The 14,737-nt window shown below is 59.5% G+C and carries 15 protein-coding genes; 8 read left to right on the top strand and 7 right to left on the bottom strand.

What is annotated here, in order from left to right:
• Window positions 1-32 precede the first annotated feature (32 nt).
• Window positions 33-353, bottom strand: a complete 321-nt coding sequence (locus DX909_RS22630) for a thioredoxin family protein (RefSeq protein WP_164851373.1) — start codon at window positions 351-353, stop codon at window positions 33-35.
• A 191-nt stretch (window positions 354-544) separates the two neighbouring features.
• Between DX909_RS22630 and DX909_RS22625 the strand changes: the two genes are divergently transcribed.
• Together DX909_RS22625 and DX909_RS22620 are read left to right on the top strand one after the other, a co-directional pair.
• The gene (locus DX909_RS22625) at window positions 545-1,762 is read left to right on the top strand and encodes a PAS domain-containing sensor histidine kinase (RefSeq protein ID WP_128547507.1); all 1,218 of its coding nucleotides are present in this window, start codon (window positions 545-547) and stop codon (window positions 1,760-1,762) included.
• Complete coding sequence (locus DX909_RS22620) at window positions 1,740-2,783, top strand: response regulator (RefSeq protein WP_128547506.1); 1,044 nt, start codon at window positions 1,740-1,742, stop codon at window positions 2,781-2,783. The genes DX909_RS22625 and DX909_RS22620 overlap by 23 nt, the downstream gene beginning before the upstream one ends.
• 58 nt (window positions 2,784-2,841) lie before the next feature.
• Here DX909_RS22620 and DX909_RS22615 read toward each other — a convergent pair whose 3' ends face one another.
• From DX909_RS22615 to DX909_RS22600, 4 genes are all read right to left on the bottom strand, one after another.
• A complete protein-coding gene (locus tag DX909_RS22615) occupies window positions 2,842-3,507 on the bottom strand; it encodes a YceI family protein (protein WP_128547505.1) in 666 nt (221 codons plus the stop codon).
• Between the two features lie 54 nt (window positions 3,508-3,561).
• The gene (locus DX909_RS22610; protein ID WP_128547504.1) at window positions 3,562-4,017 is read right to left on the bottom strand and encodes a MarR family winged helix-turn-helix transcriptional regulator; all 456 of its coding nucleotides are present in this window, start codon (window positions 4,015-4,017) and stop codon (window positions 3,562-3,564) included.
• 297 nt (window positions 4,018-4,314) lie between these two features.
• Window positions 4,315-6,273 (bottom strand): BamA/TamA family outer membrane protein, encoded by a 1,959-nt coding sequence (locus DX909_RS22605; RefSeq protein WP_128547503.1) that lies wholly within the window; start codon window positions 6,271-6,273, stop codon window positions 4,315-4,317.
• Window positions 6,274-6,277: 4 nt separating this feature from the next.
• On the bottom strand, window positions 6,278-6,805 hold the full coding sequence (locus DX909_RS22600) for a GNAT family N-acetyltransferase (RefSeq protein ID WP_229311154.1): 528 nt from the start codon (window positions 6,803-6,805) through the stop codon (window positions 6,278-6,280).
• Window positions 6,806-6,891: 86 nt separating this feature from the next.
• Between DX909_RS22600 and DX909_RS22595 the strand changes: the two genes are divergently transcribed.
• From DX909_RS22595 to DX909_RS22575, 5 genes are all read left to right on the top strand, one after another.
• Window positions 6,892-7,491, top strand: coding sequence for a Maf family nucleotide pyrophosphatase (locus tag DX909_RS22595; RefSeq protein WP_128547502.1), 600 nt, complete (start codon window positions 6,892-6,894; stop codon window positions 7,489-7,491).
• 68 nt (window positions 7,492-7,559) lie between these two features.
• On the top strand, window positions 7,560-8,036 hold the full coding sequence (moaC, locus tag DX909_RS22590) for a cyclic pyranopterin monophosphate synthase MoaC (protein ID WP_128547501.1): 477 nt from the start codon (window positions 7,560-7,562) through the stop codon (window positions 8,034-8,036).
• On the top strand, window positions 8,026-8,649 hold the full coding sequence (gene mobA, locus DX909_RS22585) for a molybdenum cofactor guanylyltransferase (RefSeq protein ID WP_128547500.1): 624 nt from the start codon (window positions 8,026-8,028) through the stop codon (window positions 8,647-8,649). Before moaC ends, mobA begins: the two co-directional genes overlap by 11 nt.
• Window positions 8,650-8,686: 37 nt before the next feature.
• Window positions 8,687-9,157 carry a nucleoside deaminase gene (locus tag DX909_RS22580; RefSeq protein WP_128547499.1) on the top strand — a complete coding sequence of 157 codons (471 nt, stop codon included), beginning with the start codon at window positions 8,687-8,689 and terminating at the stop codon, window positions 9,155-9,157.
• Between the two features lie 8 nt (window positions 9,158-9,165).
• Window positions 9,166-9,828, top strand: coding sequence for a thiamine diphosphokinase (locus DX909_RS22575; protein WP_128547498.1), 663 nt, complete (start codon window positions 9,166-9,168; stop codon window positions 9,826-9,828).
• A 9-nt stretch (window positions 9,829-9,837) separates the two neighbouring features.
• On the opposite strand, the gene DX909_RS22570 is transcribed toward DX909_RS22575, so the two are convergent.
• Both DX909_RS22570 and porU2 read right to left on the bottom strand, forming a co-directional pair.
• Entirely contained in the window at window positions 9,838-10,662 is an 825-nt protein-coding gene (locus DX909_RS22570; RefSeq protein WP_128547497.1) for a polysaccharide deacetylase family protein, read from the bottom strand.
• 60 nt (window positions 10,663-10,722) lie between these two features.
• Window positions 10,723-14,088 (bottom strand): putative type IX secretion system sortase PorU2, encoded by a 3,366-nt coding sequence (gene porU2, locus DX909_RS22565; protein WP_128547496.1) that lies wholly within the window; start codon window positions 14,086-14,088, stop codon window positions 10,723-10,725.
• A 241-nt stretch (window positions 14,089-14,329) separates the two neighbouring features.
• Here porU2 and DX909_RS22560 point away from each other — a divergent pair, with 241 nt between their 5' ends.
• Window positions 14,330-14,737 (top strand): PadR family transcriptional regulator, encoded by a 408-nt coding sequence (locus DX909_RS22560; protein ID WP_229311153.1) that lies wholly within the window; start codon window positions 14,330-14,332, stop codon window positions 14,735-14,737.

Genomic DNA, 14,737 nt, shown 5'->3' with positions numbered 1-14,737 from the left:
CGTTCATTACCATTTGAGGTGCTCGGGGTTCATCAGATTCCGGCCATGCCTAAATGTCCTGAAAGCAGTAGGATCAGTTCGTCCCGGTCGATCAGGCCGCTGTGCCGCCAGACCTCCACGCCCCGCTTCACCAGGACGAACGAGGGAAACGACTGGACGCCAAAGGTACTGACGACATCCGGATGCAGACCCGTCTCCACTTTCGTAATACGCACGGCATTTCCGAGGATCCCCTGCACACGCTGCAGCAGCCCCTCGGTCGATCGTCGGTCGGGCGGCTGCCCCGGCATAAAAACCAGCAGCACTGCCGTTTTGGTCGGGACAAAAATGGGTTGATATGCGGGCGTTTCCATAATAACTCCGGTAACTATCCAATGACGTAAAATTGCGGGTTTTATCGGGTAGCCGACATGAGGGGCCTTAGCCGGAAGGCTGATAAAAATCAGAACCCTCCTTTTTTTACGGCACATTATATTGCCATGCGTTCAGTAACTTGCGGTAGGTTCCGGCGTTTACTGATGTATATACCCTCGAACCGGATGATATGGTGAGTGATCTTTTTTCCGCGGTTTTTGCCAATGCCACCATTGGAATTATCCTTTCCGACAGCAGCGGGCGCATGCTTTCGGTCAGCCAGTTTGCCCTGAACCTGTTTGGCTATACCGAGGCCGAAATGGTGGGCCAGCCCATCGAAATTCTGGTGCCCGATTCCATTTCGGGCCGCCACGAACGGCTCCGGGAGTCGTTCAATGCCGACCCGCAGGTGCGGGCAATGGGCCACGGCCGCGACCTCTACGCCAAACGAAAAGGCGGTTCGGTGTTTCCGGCCGAAATCAGTCTCAGCTATTTTTACCAGGACGAAAAGCTGTATGTCGTTGCCTACATCATCGACATTAGCTATAAAAAAGAAGCCGAGCGCACGCTGATCGAGCAGAAGAACAGCATCGAGCAGCTCAACGCACAGCTGGAGCAGAAAGTGGCCGACCGGACGCACGCGCTCATGACCACCCTCCACCAGCTCGAAGAATCCCGCGATGAACTGTCGAAGGCGCTGGCGGCCGAGCGCGAACTGGGCGAATTGAAATCCCGCTTCGTCTCGATGGCCTCGCACGAGTTCCGGACGCCCCTCGCGGCCGTGCTGACCTCGGCGGCCCTGCTCGAAAAATACAAAACCTCGGAGGAGCAGGACAAGCGTCAGAAGCATATCCAGCGTATCAAGTCGTCGGTGAACCACCTCAACGACATCCTGGAAGAGTTTCTGTCGGTCGGCCGGCTGGAAGAGGGCCGGGTAAAGGCCTCCTGCGCGGTTTTCGACCTCGGCGACCTGATCAGCGATGTCGTCGCCGACGTGCAGGGCATGCGGAAAGCCGGCCAGACCATCCGGGTCGAGTTTGACTGCCGGAGCCAGGTATGGTCGGACAAGTCGCTGATCCGGAAGATTCTGGTCAACCTGCTGTCCAACGCCATCAAATATTCCAGTGACGACAGGGAGATTCTTCTGTCGGGGCACTGCGACGAAGAAATGACGCGCATCTCCATCCGGGATCAGGGCATCGGGATTTCCGAGGAAGACCAGAAACACCTGTTCGAACGGTTTTACCGGGCCAAAAACGCCACCAACATTCAGGGAACGGGCCTCGGCCTGCACATCGTCGCCAAATACATCGAACTGCTCAACGGCACCATCGATCTTGAAAGTCAGCTCCATCAGGGCACCACAGTCACCTTTACCTTCCCCAATGAAAACCATTCTGCTCATTGAGGATAACGACGATATTCGCGAGAATACGGCCGAAATCCTCGAACTGGCCAATTATAAGGTCATCACCGCCGAAAACGGCAAAATCGGCGTGGAAAAGGCGCTCGAAACCCGGCCCGATCTGGTCATCTGCGACATCATGATGCCGGTGCTGGACGGATACGGCGTGCTGCACATTTTCAACAAGAACCCCGAGCTGTCGACCATCCCGTTCATCTTCCTGACGGCCAAAACCGAGCGGAGCGACTTCCGGCGCGGCATGGAACTGGGCGCCGACGACTACCTCACCAAACCGTTCGACGAAAGCGAACTGCTCAGCGCCGTCGAGGGCCGGTTCAGGCGGTTTACGCAGATGCGGGGCGACTACGACCCCGCGAAGGAGGGCCTGAGTCCCTTTCTGCACGACGCCCGGACCGTGGCCGGACTCGAGTCGCTCTCCGCCGACCGGAAGGTGTATCAGGTCCGGAAAAAACAATACGTATATAGTGAAGGGGATGAGCCGACGCGGCTTTTCTTTCTGAAATCCGGCAAGGTCAAAACCTTCAAAAGCACGCCCGACGGCAAGGAGCTGATTACCGGCCTTTTTCAGCCGGGCCAGTTTTTCGGCTACGTCAGCCTGCTCGAAGATACCGACCAGACCGACTCGGCAGTGGCGATGGAAGATTCCGAGCTGATCTACATTCCGAAGGAGGAGTTCATGGATCTGCTGAATCGCAATCAGGAGGTGGCCGGGCAGTTTATCCGGCTGCTGGCGAACCGGGTCAGCGAGCGGGAGCAGCAGCTCCTGGGCATGGCCTACAACTCCCTGCGCCGGCGGGTGGCCGACACCCTGCTGCGGCTCCACCAGCAGCACCACGGCCAAACCATCCAGTACTCCCGCGACGACCTGGCCTCGATGGTCGGCACGGCCACCGAGTCGCTCATCCGGACGCTCAGCGAATTCCGGCAGGACAAGCTCATCGAAACGACCGAGGGCCAGATTCGGGTACTGAACCCGGAAGGGCTTCGCCGTAAAAACTGGTAATAAAAAACCGCGCCTTCCGGAGAGGGCGCGGTTCGTTACGGCGTACGGTATTGAAACCTTATTTCGCTTTGGCGGAGCTGGTGGCGGCACCGGCGTTGGCGACGATGTTCAGGTCGAGCGTGAATTCGTCTTCGATCATCTTGTCGCCCAGGTTTTCAAAGAACGACTTCGAACGGAAACGCATGTCGTACTTGGCCCGGTCGATGGTTGCTTTACCTTTGGCTTCCAGCGTATTGCCGGTCACTTTGAGCGTGACGGGGAAGGTCACCGGATTGGTGATGTTCTTGATGGTCAGGTCACCGGTCACGTCGGCCACATTACCGCCTTTCGGGCTTACTTTCGTGATTTTGAAGGTGGCGACGGGGTATTTTTCCACCGAGAAGAAATCGTCCGACTTGAGGTGATTGATCAGTTTGTCGTGGTATTCCTTGTTGTCTTTCAGGTCGGTGCTGGCGATGGTGCGCAGGTCGACGGTCACCGTTCCGCCGGTCAGCTGGCTACCGTTGGCGGTCAGCGTTCCTTTTTCCACTTTGACCGGGCCGTGGTGTTCGCCCGTTACTTTCTTACCGTTCCAGGTCAGCGTACTTCTTTCGGCATCAACGGTGTAGGTCGTCGTTTTGGCGACGGTTTTTTTGGCGTTTTTGTCAGGTCCGCCCGCCAGAGCAGGGCTTCCGGCCAGCAGAGCGGCAGCCAGGAATCCGGCAAATAATTGTTTGGTCAACATACTCGGTTTTACGTTAGGTTATTGATTGGTTGTTAAAATTCAACTATTCAGGCATTATTCCGATCCGCGCAGTTTATCCAGCAGCTGGCTCAGTTCGGCGGCTTCCTCTTCACTCAGAGTGTGAAACCGTTTCTCCCACTGAAGCTGGTACTGATCGATTTTCTGGAGGAGGTCCAGCCCTTTTTCCGTAATCACCACATCGACGGCCCGCCGGTCGTTCGGACATTCCGTACGCTGGGCCAGTTCTTTCGCCAGCAACTTATCGACCAGACGCGACGCATTGGACATTTTATCCAGCATCCGCTCCGTAATCTCGGCTACCTTGATCGGGCTGGGAAACTGACCCCGCAGAATCCGAAGTACATTATACTGCTGCAACGTCAGCCCGAAGGGTTTTAGTAACCGCATCTGCTCGTCGCAGGCCCAGTTATTGGTGTACATCAGATTGACGATCATGCGGTGATGCGCCGTTCTGAAAGAAGCTTGCTTAATGTCATTCTCTATGGACATTGGTCATTGGTGTTATTGACGGTTCACCGAAGTGGGAAACGGCCTCTGAATCAGCCGGTCCGCAAATTAGCGATTTAGCCGGTAATCTGCATTCCGTCGTTTAACGTTGCAAATATAGTGTCTTTACAATTAATGTAACAACATTATATACAAAAAAGTTTCCTGCTCCGGAAAATTTTCACCACCCCCAGCCGGAGCGCCGGTCCGACCCCTCCTTGGTAAGGAGGGGGAGAGCGCTGCCTGATTCAAACCCTGCGAAGCCACCCCCTCCTGTTTTAGGAGGGGGCCGGGGGGTGGTCAGCGGTAGGGAATAATTTCGGGGGCGGAAATGGCAAAATCGCGGAACCGGGCCGTCGGGACGCCCTCGAACGCAAACCGGAGGGGCTGCGGGTTGTTGGGCAGGTTGGGATACCAGGCCAGCTGAATCTGGAAGCTGTTGAACGTCAGGTTTTCATTACGGAGCCGGAACCCGATGCCGTAACCCTGATACAGCGGCCCCCGCAGGAAGTTTCTGGTTCGGTAGGTGACCAGCCCGAGATTGGCGAAGGTGACGATGGCGACCCGGAAGCCGATGATATTCAGCTTGGAGAACAGAATGTTCTCGATGTTGGTCAGCAGCAGCTTGGTCCCGCGCAGGGCGTTGTTGTTGACGCCGATCAGGTCCCGGCCACTCAGGGTGATGTACTCGTTGCTGAACCGCTGCGACCCCATCGTATACCGCAGGTCGATGAAATGCCGCCAGTTGCCCCAGCTCGTCGTACGGAGCCGGCTGAAATAGTTCGTTTCCAGCGTCATCACGCCCTGTTCGATGCCGCGGTGACTACGGAGGTAGCTGCCGACGTTCAGCGCCCCGGAAAGATACCCGAATCGATTGATGTAGTGGGCCCTGGAGTATTTGAAACCCACGTACACCCGTTGCCCGAGTTCGGCGTTGTCGAACCCGGAAATGATCGAAAACAGGCTTCCGTACGGTACGTCCTCCGTTCGGCCGAAACCATAAATCAATACGTCGCGCACGTACCGCCGTCGGGACAGACCGATGCTGAACAGGGTGGCGTTCGTGTTCTGGAACAACTGGTTGGTATCGCTCCGCACCTCCGGGCGGTTGGTGAACGTCAGCCGGGTGAACCGGGCCGCCACCACGAGCCGCGTCCGGTCGTCGCCCTCGCCCAGGAAGCTGAAGAACGGCCGGAACGCATACCCGACCCAGGCATCGTTGTAGTTGTAGTGCAGCTTGATCAGCCGGGCGGTGTCTTCCGAAAACAGCGGATAGCGCGGCAGCCGGACGTGGCTCAGTTCCATCGACCCGGCCCAGCGGGTATCCGGCGTCAGGAACGGCCGGAACACCCGCACCGAATACTGCTTCAGGTCGCGCTGGTTGATCAGGTCGGCCTGACCGGTCAGAAAGGTTCGTTTTCCGATGTACGGCACGATATACCGCCCCCGGTATTCGACCTTCTGGAACGGATCGGCTCCGTTGTAGGCGACGGCCCCGATGACGGTATGGGTCAGCCCCCGGAAGTTGCGCTGTTCGAGCTGAAGGTTGAAGCGGTTCAGGCTGCCGATGCTTCCTGAGGGCAGCAGCGACCACACGTCCTGCGTGATCACGTAGACGTCGACGAAGCCCCGGCTGCCGGGGTGCGGCACCACGATGATCCGGGCGTCGTGAAAGACGTTGGAGTTCCGCAGCAGCCGCTCATTGTCGCGCAGGGTATCGGGGCTAACGCGGTCGCCCTCCTCAAACAGCAGAAACGACCGCCGGATGACGCCCTCGCGGGTGTCGGCGTGGAGCCGGTTGCCGAAGCGTTCGAGCCAGCTCCGCGACCTCCGCAGGGTATCGTACACGCTCTGCCCGAACACGTCGAGCCGCCGGATGTAGATTTTGCTGATGACCCGTCCTTCGTACCGCGCAAACGGGTTGGCCTCGATCTCGTTGACCTCCCCGGTTTTCAGCCGGCTGTTGTACATATCGTGGAACAGCAGGTCGTAAACCTGGCGGGTAAGCTTCCGCTTGTACATCCGGATTTTCAGCTGGGAGTAGAAAACGCTGTCGCGGATGGCCTGGGCGCTGTCCCGGTCGGCCCGGGAAAGGGAGTCGGCCCGGGAGAGGGAATCCACCTCCGGTTCCGGAACCGGTATTTTAATATCCTGGGCGAAAACCGTCGAAACCGTCAGCAGAAGACAGAACAGCCCCCGCACCCACCTGCCGGGGGCCAAAAGCACTGCCAGTATCTGCCGACGTTTTGATGATCTCACTCCGTTACAATTCTTTTTTCATCCAGTAATCCCGCTGCCGTTCCGGGCCAAACTGGAAGTAGTGCCAGCCGCAGCGGACGAATCCCATGCGCTCGTAGAAGCCGATGGCCCGGTGGTTTCGTTCCCAGACGCCCAGCCAGACCGCCCCAAACCCCTCGTTCCGGGCCCGGTCCAGGCAGACTTCCATTAGCCGGCGGCCCAGCCCTTTCCCGATACGACCCTCCTGAAGGTAAAACCGTTGAATCTCGATGGCGTGTTGGCCTTTTAATTGTCGCGGGGGGCGGTTTCGGCGCAGTTTTGCATACCCGATCAGTTCCTGCTCCGGCCCGCAGACCACCAGAAACGATGCCTCAGGATCAGCCAGTTCCTGTCGCGACTGCTCCACCGAAAAGGCCTTCCGGATGTAGTCTTCCACGTATTCGGCGGGATTGAGCGGGGGACCGAAGGCATCGCGCATCGTCCGGATCGCCAGGGCCGTCAGTTCCTTGACGTCGGCCGGTGTAGCGGATCGGATCTGAAAGGGTGTTTCCAAGACGGTTTAGCTATTATGTTTGTACTGAAAAGACGGTTTTCAGTTAGAAAGCAGGTTAAAGTTTACGTAATTTTTTTGAATAAACCATGCAATTGACCCGGCCGCTGGTTCTGGCCTCCCACTCGCCCCGACGTCGCCAGCTTCTCAACGAACTGGGCTTCAGCTTCCGCACGGAAGTCCGGCCCACCGAGGAAACCTTCCCCGAAAGTCTTCCCGTGGCGGAAGTTCCTTCGTTTCTCGCCCGCCAGAAAGCCGACCGCTTTCGCCCCGATCTGGCCGACCGGCTGGTGCTCTGCGCCGATACCATCGTGGTGGTCGACGACCGCATTCTGAACAAACCCGCCGATGCCGTCGAAGCCGCCGACATGCTGCGCCGGCTGTCGGGCCGCGCCCACCAGGTCATGACGGGCGTATGCCTGCTGTCGGCCGAGGCCACGGAATCGTTTACGGACACGGCCGAGGTGGTTTTCAAGCCGCTCGATGCGGAAGAAATCCGGTATTACATCGACCAGTACCGCCCGTTCGACAAGGCCGGTGCCTACGGCGTGCAGGAATGGATCGGCATGATCGGCATCGAACGCATCGAAGGTTCATTCTACACCATCATGGGTCTGCCGGTTCACCGGGTGTATGAAGCCCTGCGGAGATACGCCCTTCCCGCAGCCGGCCCCGCCCTCCGTTCATAACTTCGTTATTCGATATTCGTTATTCATTATTCAGGATTCGCTATCCATCATTCGTTATTTGAAAAGCAATGAAAGAATTCTCCCATATCGATCCGCAGGGCAACCCGTCGATGGTCGACGTCGGCGACAAGGCAGTCACCCGGCGGACCGCCCGCGCCCGGAGCATCGTGGTGCTGAACAGCGACATCATGGCGCAGTTCAGCGGTCAGGACATCCAGACGAAGAAAGGCCCGGTTTTTCAGACCGCCATTATCGCCGGGACCATGGCCGCCAAACGAACCTCCGACCTGATTCCGCTCTGTCACCCCCTGGGCATGGACGGCTGCAAATTCTCCGTCACCACGGAAGGCAACGAAGTCATCATCGACTGCATCACCTCCGTCGAAGCCCGGACCGGGGTGGAGATGGAAGCGCTGGTGGGCGCGTCGGTGGCCGCCCTGACCGTATATGACATGTGCAAGGCTTTCTCGCACGACATCGTCATCCGGGAAACCCGCCTGCTGGATAAAACCGGCGGAAAAAGCGAATTCCACCATGTTCCCTGACCCCGCTCCTGCCCTGTTCGGGCTGGTGCTGACGGGAGGCCGCAGCAGCCGCATGGGTTTCGATAAAAGCACCATCGATTACCACGGCCGGCCGCAGCGGGAGTACCTCTACGACCGGTTGTCGGCGTATTGCCGTGAAGTGTATCTGTCCGTCAACCCGGAGCAGGCCGCCGACCTGGCCGGAAGCCGGTTCCGGCTGATCCTCGACCAGGCACCCGTGGAGGGGCCGATGGCGGGCATCCTGTCGGCCTTTCAGCGGCCGTCGGCTTCCGAACGGAGCGCCCCGGCCTGGCTGGTGGTGGCCTGCGACCTGCCCCTGCTTTCGGAAGGGTCGATCCGGAAACTGATCGAACACCGTCGAACCGACAAAATCGCCACGGCCTTCTGGGACAGCGACCACCGTTTTCCGGAGCCTTCGGTCTGCATCTGGGAGCCGGCCGCCTACCCGGCCCTCCTGAAAGCGATCGAAGACCGGACGCCCTACCCGCGCCGGGTGCTGATGAACGGTCCTGTTCAACTGGTAGAGATCGACGATGTTCGGGAATTGAGCAACTTTAATGATCCGGTGGCCGTTCAACGATTTGGCAAACCATGGAATCCGGATACGGTATAAACCGATAAATGCCGGCAGTATCGACCGGCGCTTTTTTATGCAAGACGAGATTTTTTTGCGGGAAGCCTTCCGACTGGCGAAGGAGGGCATGGACGCCGGGCAGGGCGGTCCGTTCGGCGCGGTGATCGCGAAGGACGGCCAGATTGTCGGGAAAGGCTTCAATCAGGTGACCTCCACCAACGACCCCACCGCCCATGCCGAGGTGGTCGCGATCCGCGACGCCTGTCGCCGTCTGAACAGCTTTCAGCTGACGGGCTGCACCCTTTATACTTCCTGCGAACCATGCCCCATGTGCCTCGGTGCCATTTACTGGGCTCGCCCGGAGCGCATCGTGTACGGCTGTCTGCACTCGGACGCGGCCCGGGCAGGCTTCGACGATCAGTTCATCTACCGGGAACTCGACAAATCGCGGGAATCCCGCAGTATCCCGATGCAGCAGCTCCTGCCCGACGAGGCCTGGACGGTATTCGGGCAATGGCTGGAGAAACAGGATAAAATTCGGTATTGACGCCCCTTATGTCTTCTCATCATATCGTCCGCGACAAACAGGAACCGGCGCTGCTCATCGCCAACGGCGAAAGCTGCGACCCCGAACTGCTGGGTCAACTGCTGGAATGGAACCCGTTCGTCGTCGTTCTGGATAATGCCATCCGGCGGGTGCTGGACCTGGGAATCAAGGTAGACGTCCTGCTGGGCGACTTCGATCAGCCTCATGATTTCGACCTGATCCGGCAGCGGCAGTATCCCATCGAAATCATCCACACGCCCGATCAGAACAAAACCGACCTCGACAAAGGCATCGAGTTCCTGATCGGGCGCGGTTTTCCGGCCGTGAACATCGTCTGGGCCACGGGTCGGCGCGCCGATCACGCCATCACGAACATGACGGACGTCGTCCGATACCGGGATCGCATCCGGATCGTGCTGCTCGACGACCATTCGAAGATCATTCCGCTCGGCAAAACGTTTGAAAAGTGGTATACGCGGGGCACGCCCATTTCCCTGATTCCGGTCGGGACGGTGGACGGTCTGGAAACGGAGGGGTTGAAATACAACCTCCGGAATGAAAGCCTGACGCTGGGCTACCGAACCGGCAGCAGCAACGAGGCTGCGGAAGACGGGTTCGTGAAGATTCGCTACCGCACCGGGGATCTGCTGCTGATGGAATGCTGGGACTGAGCGCCCCGCTTATTTACGCCGGGCCACCTCCTCCATCGTATAAGACCGCAGGCCCAGTTCCCGGGCGGTTTTATACAGGTGTTCGATCAGTGCCACGTCCACCGTATTGGCGCCGGCCGGCTCTCCGGCGGTTATCGGCCGGTGACCGTAAAACAGGACGATTTCACCCCGCGCCCTGGCCCGTTTCAGTGCCTGGGTCAGTTCCTCCTTCGTAATCCGGCTTTCGTGGTCGATGGACAGGGCTTCCACCCGCTTCCGGGATTCCGGCCCGCAGTAGATGGCGTCGAGGTCGGTGATCGACCGGTTGAGGGGAATCCCGAAAAAGCTCCGTCGAAGGGCGTAGATGTCGCGCATCAGCACGAAATGCTCCTCCAGTTTCCGGTCTACCCAGTGGTTATTGGCCCCGTAGGGATAGGCAAACGTATCGATCTGAAAGCCGAAATCCTCCAGTTTTTTCACCGAAGGATGGATTTCTTCCTCCATATACACCTTCGCCGGGTGAATCATGGCGTAGGAATTGGCGTGGAGGTGCATCAGGCCATGACTGCCGATTTCGTTGCCGTCGAGCTGCAGTTGCCGCAGCTGGTCGATTTCTTCCGGCTTCAAACTGTCGGGCTGGGTTACGTAGAAGGTGGCTTTTCCGTGATAGCGGAGAAAAATCGGCCGGAGGCCGTACCATTCCTCCACCGACCGGTCGTCGAAGGACAGCGCGAAGCCGGGATGCTTCAGCGGGTGCCGGGCCGGGGCGGCCGACCGAAGCCGATGGGCCACCATAGCCCAGCCGACCGTCAGCAGGAGTGCCGTCAGCAGGAGATGCGGTAAACGTTTACTCATTTGGTTCTTACGGTGTTCCGGATAGGATCAGGTGTAAAAATAGAACACTTTCCCGGAATGTCACCGACCGATTACTACTTTTCCGGTTTTTTCCCGCCCGTCGTCCAGCCGGAGCCGAAACCGGTACAGGCCGTTCGGCAGCGGCACCCCGCCCTGGTCTCCGCCGTCCCAGAAAAACCGGTTCTCGCCGATCCGCACCGGCCGGTGCAGCGTCCGGACCACCTGCCCGCTCAGGTTCCAGATGGTGATGGTGCCCCACCCCGGCGCTTCCCGGCCCGCCAGGGTGAACGTGAACCCGGTCCCGCTCGTCAGTGGGTTGGGGGCCGGCCGCACCGCCGATAGGCTGTTTTCCCGCCGAACCCGGAACCGGATTTCATAGGGCAGCGTCCCGGCCCGGTTGCCGCCTGCGTCCGTGGCCTGCACCTGAAAAGTATACGTCCCGTCGGTCAGGTTCCGGGGCTGATACGTCAGGACGAAGCGGTTATCGGGGCCGGCAGGCTGCCGGCGTACCTCCGCTGAACCCAGCGGCACCCGTTCCGCCCCGCAGGCATCACACGGTTTCTTCAGGTACAAATCGATACCGACGGTATCCTGGCGGATGCGGTACGGGTCTTCGTCCTGCAACACCACCTGAATGAGCGGACTGGCCGAAACCAGCGCGCCGTCCGGAATCCGCACCCCGTCGAAGGTAACGTCCAGCAGCGGGTTGAAGTGGTCGGGCGGAAAGCGCTGCCCCGAGTCCGGCAGCACCACCCTTGCCCTTCCTTCTTCAAACCGGATCGAAAAAACCACCCGGTTATTTCCTTCGTCGGTTTCCGTTACTTCGTTCCCGGGATCTACCATCAGCTCGTACTTCGTTTCCGCCGGTCGGGCGGTATCGGGCCGGAAGGCATAATAGAGGGTATCGCGGTAAGCCACCGCCCCATGCATCCGGGTTCCGAACGACCGGACGCCCCCGCCCGGAAGCCGCTCCCGCACGCTCAGTCCCACGCGCTCCCGGCGGTCGAAGCGGCCGGCATTGAACACCGCCACGTTCAGCGCCACCGAGTCTTTCCGGCCGGAAACTGCCACGACGTCTTCCGCTGAAATCCGGAAATCCGCCCGGGTGGCCGGAAACGGCCGCAGCGCCGGGTCGCCCTGCAACACCATTTCGTGGGCATTCGAGATATCGTAGGCGGTATGGTACTGCTCCAGCGTCCGGCGGGTGGTTTCCTGATGAATGACGCCGATCGGGCGGTGGTGCAGGACGCTGTCGGCAAACAGCAGCTGATAAAACCGGGTGGTGAACGATTCCAGCGGGCCGGTATAGCCCGAATAACCGTGGGCTAATACGGCGATGGCCCCCCGGTCGGGCGTCAGCAGCCAGTCGGTGCTGAGGTTATTGGTAGCCCCGAAAAAAATGTTGCCGACCCCACAGCCGTTGAAGAACATGAGCGGATACCGCCCTTTGTTGCGAAAACCCGAAGCCGGCCGGGAGGCATACCCGATGTCCAGATCGGTAACGACGGGCGACGAATGCCCGAAGAACGTAATGAGGGCCACTCCCTCGTTGACCCGGTCGCTGATGTCGATGCGCTCGACGGGTTCGTCGGTTTTTTTGGAACGCAGGCTGACGTGAGCGCCGGTATACTGGCCCTGCGCCGTCGGTCCGACCGCATCGAGGATGGCCCGGAAAGCCTCCAGTTCGTAGACGGACCGGCCTCCGCTCAGGTGCAGCACCTCCTTCCGCCAGGGTTCGGCCGGCGGAAGGGCTTCATATTCCTTCACCTTATTCAGATAATTCAGAACGTCTTTCGGATCGAGGGTATTGATGCGGCCAGTCGGGATGGCCGGCACATGCTCGGGAAAACCGCCCAGGCCGGCCGTCAGCAGCACGTCGGAACCCGGAACGACCCCGATCGTCGGCACGAGATCGAGCGCATCCCGGTTCGGGCTTTTCCGGATCGGGTAGTAGACATTAGCCCGCCCGACCAGCAGCAGAAAGCCGGGTTTGCCGCCGTTGGACAGCAGGTAATCGGCAAACCGGCGGAGGGCCAGGGGTGTCCGCTCCCCGAAACTGAACTGGTCGAACACTTCCCGGACCGTCACCACCAGCGTATCAAAACCGCCCCCGGCCGCCGAAGCCCGGTAAGCCGCATAAGCCCGGACGGGATCGGCCACCGCCCCGACGGGCCTCATGAGCCTTTCGTGACTGATGAACACGTAGTCAGACGAACCCGGGTCGATCTTCCGGAACCTCACCCGCTCGATTCGGTCCGGCTTTCGTACCGCCGTCGTGGCCCACAACTTCCGCGGATTCCGGGTATCCGGCACCACCAGCCGCGCCAGAGAACCGCTGCGGGCAGGCAGCAGACGACGCGGCCGGTTCGGGTCGGTCAGGTCGTACAGCCGGAGGGAGTCGGGCGCGTCGGTCCATTCGACATAAGAACGACCGGCCGGGTTCGGAAGCAGCTGGAACCGGCATTCCGGCCTGTTCCGGAGGCTGAACGACCCGGGATACCGCAGGTGGTAATAGCCGACGGAATACCGGTCGGTCAGGAACGGGCCGGATGAGCGGGTGGAGAGCGTCACCTCTCCTTCCGCCGACAGGTCGGCGGGATCGAGCGGAACGGTCAGTGTATGGGCCTGGAACAGATCGAACCGGGCCGTCCCGAGCGGCCGGCGGCTTTCGGGCCGGATTCCGGCAAAAACCTCCACGACATGGCTGCTGTTGTCGCGACCGTTCAGCAGCAGTTCTACCTCTGGTGGTCGGCCCGCGACCGGTACCCGGTTTTCCAGCCGGAACGTCCGGCTGACGAGACTGTCTTTCCGAAGCATCGGTCCCGTCCAGCCCGCGCCTTCCGCAAAAAACACTTCGTTGGCCGACGGATACGGGGCCGGGCCGGTGGCCGGGTTCCAGGACGGCTCGTCGGTCAGCAGGATCAGTTGTTCGGCCAGATGATACGGTTCGGGCCGCAGACCGATTGGATCGGACGGGCCAATTTCCCGCATTCGCAGCCCCGGCTTTCCGGCCGGGCGCCAGGTCAGGAAATACACCGCCGTATCCGAATACATGCTGTAATGGCGATGCGGCTGGGTGCCTGCCGGGCGGTACAGCAGCGAATCCTGCCGGCCGTCGTTGCCCTCCCCGACAAATTCGATATAATCGGAAGGATCAAACCGTCCGTCCGCTTCCCCGGCCACATAAACGGCCTGTTCCACCCCCCGCCGGAAGAGTTGCAGGGTCCGCGGGTCGATGCCGGCTGTCGGAAAACCGGCTTTTTCCAGGTCACCGGTCGTCAACCGGAAAGTGGCCCGGGCCGTTACCGAAAGACGCAGATACGTCTGATCGTACTGAATCCATTCATTTTCGAATCTTGTTATTGGTTGCGCAAACAATGTTTGAAATAAACCAAACAGAACGACCGTCAGACCGGGGAATTTCATGCGTCTTTACGAAGCGGATGGGAGGCCCAAAAATACGGAAACTTTCCGGCCCCGACCAAATGCCACTCAACCGGTTCTTTTTTCCGTTCGTCATTTGGGCGTCAAGAAAATTCTAAAGTACCTTGCGATACATAGTACCTTTGTTTACCTTTGAATCGTTAAAATCGAATTGCCGGATGGTCTTCCTGAATCCGACCGGCCGATCGGCGGCAATTCGTCATTCCTATTTCGACATACAGCTATGAATATTGAAAACGCTCAGGTGCAGATGCGAAAGGGGATCCTGGAGTTCTGCATTCTACACATCATCTCACGGGGAGAGGTTTATGCGTCCGATATGCTGGACGAGCTGACCTCGGCCCGGATCATGGTGGTGGAAGGCACGCTCTATCCCCTGCTCACCCGGCTCAAGAATGCCGGACTGCTCGATTACAAATGGGTTGAGTCGACTTCCGGCCCGCCCCGCAAATATTACGTTCTGACCGATCTGGGACAGTCTTCCCTGAGGGCTCTGAACGAGACCTGGCTGGAGCTGGCCGAGTCGGTCAATCTGATCGTCAGCAAGACCGAACAGCACCGCAGCGCCGTCAACGGCCATACCCCCGTTCCGACAGGAACCAACCCGGAGTCTCCAACGACCGATAGCTGA

This window comes from Larkinella soli (assembly GCF_003703975.1).
In the GTDB taxonomy this organism is placed as follows: Bacteria; Bacteroidota; Bacteroidia; order Cytophagales; family Spirosomataceae; genus Larkinella; species Larkinella soli.
This window is presented reverse-complemented; position numbering and strand designations above follow the sequence as displayed.

Excerpts from the sequence above, each read along its gene's own strand:
- DX909_RS22625 (WP_128547507.1), top strand. The coding sequence starts at position 545 with ATGGTGAGTGATCTTTTTTCCGCGGTTTTTGCCAATGCCACCATTGGA.
- DX909_RS22570 (WP_128547497.1), bottom strand. The coding sequence starts at position 10,662 with ATGAGTAAACGTTTACCGCATCTCCTGCTGACGGCACTCCTGCTGACG.
- porU2 (WP_128547496.1), bottom strand. The coding sequence starts at position 14,088 with ATGAAATTCCCCGGTCTGACGGTCGTTCTGTTTGGTTTATTTCAAACA.
- DX909_RS22615 (WP_128547505.1), bottom strand. The coding sequence starts at position 3,507 with ATGTTGACCAAACAATTATTTGCCGGATTCCTGGCTGCCGCTCTGCTG.
- mobA (WP_128547500.1), top strand. The coding sequence starts at position 8,026 with ATGTTCCCTGACCCCGCTCCTGCCCTGTTCGGGCTGGTGCTGACGGGA.
- DX909_RS22620 (WP_128547506.1), top strand. The coding sequence starts at position 1,740 with ATGAAAACCATTCTGCTCATTGAGGATAACGACGATATTCGCGAGAAT.
- DX909_RS22560 (WP_229311153.1), top strand. The coding sequence starts at position 14,330 with ATGAATATTGAAAACGCTCAGGTGCAGATGCGAAAGGGGATCCTGGAG.
- DX909_RS22575 (WP_128547498.1), top strand. The coding sequence starts at position 9,166 with ATGTCTTCTCATCATATCGTCCGCGACAAACAGGAACCGGCGCTGCTC.
- moaC (WP_128547501.1), top strand. The coding sequence starts at position 7,560 with ATGAAAGAATTCTCCCATATCGATCCGCAGGGCAACCCGTCGATGGTC.
- DX909_RS22630 (WP_164851373.1), bottom strand. The coding sequence starts at position 353 with ATGGAAACGCCCGCATATCAACCCATTTTTGTCCCGACCAAAACGGCA.
- DX909_RS22595 (WP_128547502.1), top strand. The coding sequence starts at position 6,892 with ATGCAATTGACCCGGCCGCTGGTTCTGGCCTCCCACTCGCCCCGACGT.
- DX909_RS22580 (WP_128547499.1), top strand. The coding sequence starts at position 8,687 with ATGCAAGACGAGATTTTTTTGCGGGAAGCCTTCCGACTGGCGAAGGAG.
- DX909_RS22610 (WP_128547504.1), bottom strand. The coding sequence starts at position 4,017 with ATGTCCATAGAGAATGACATTAAGCAAGCTTCTTTCAGAACGGCGCAT.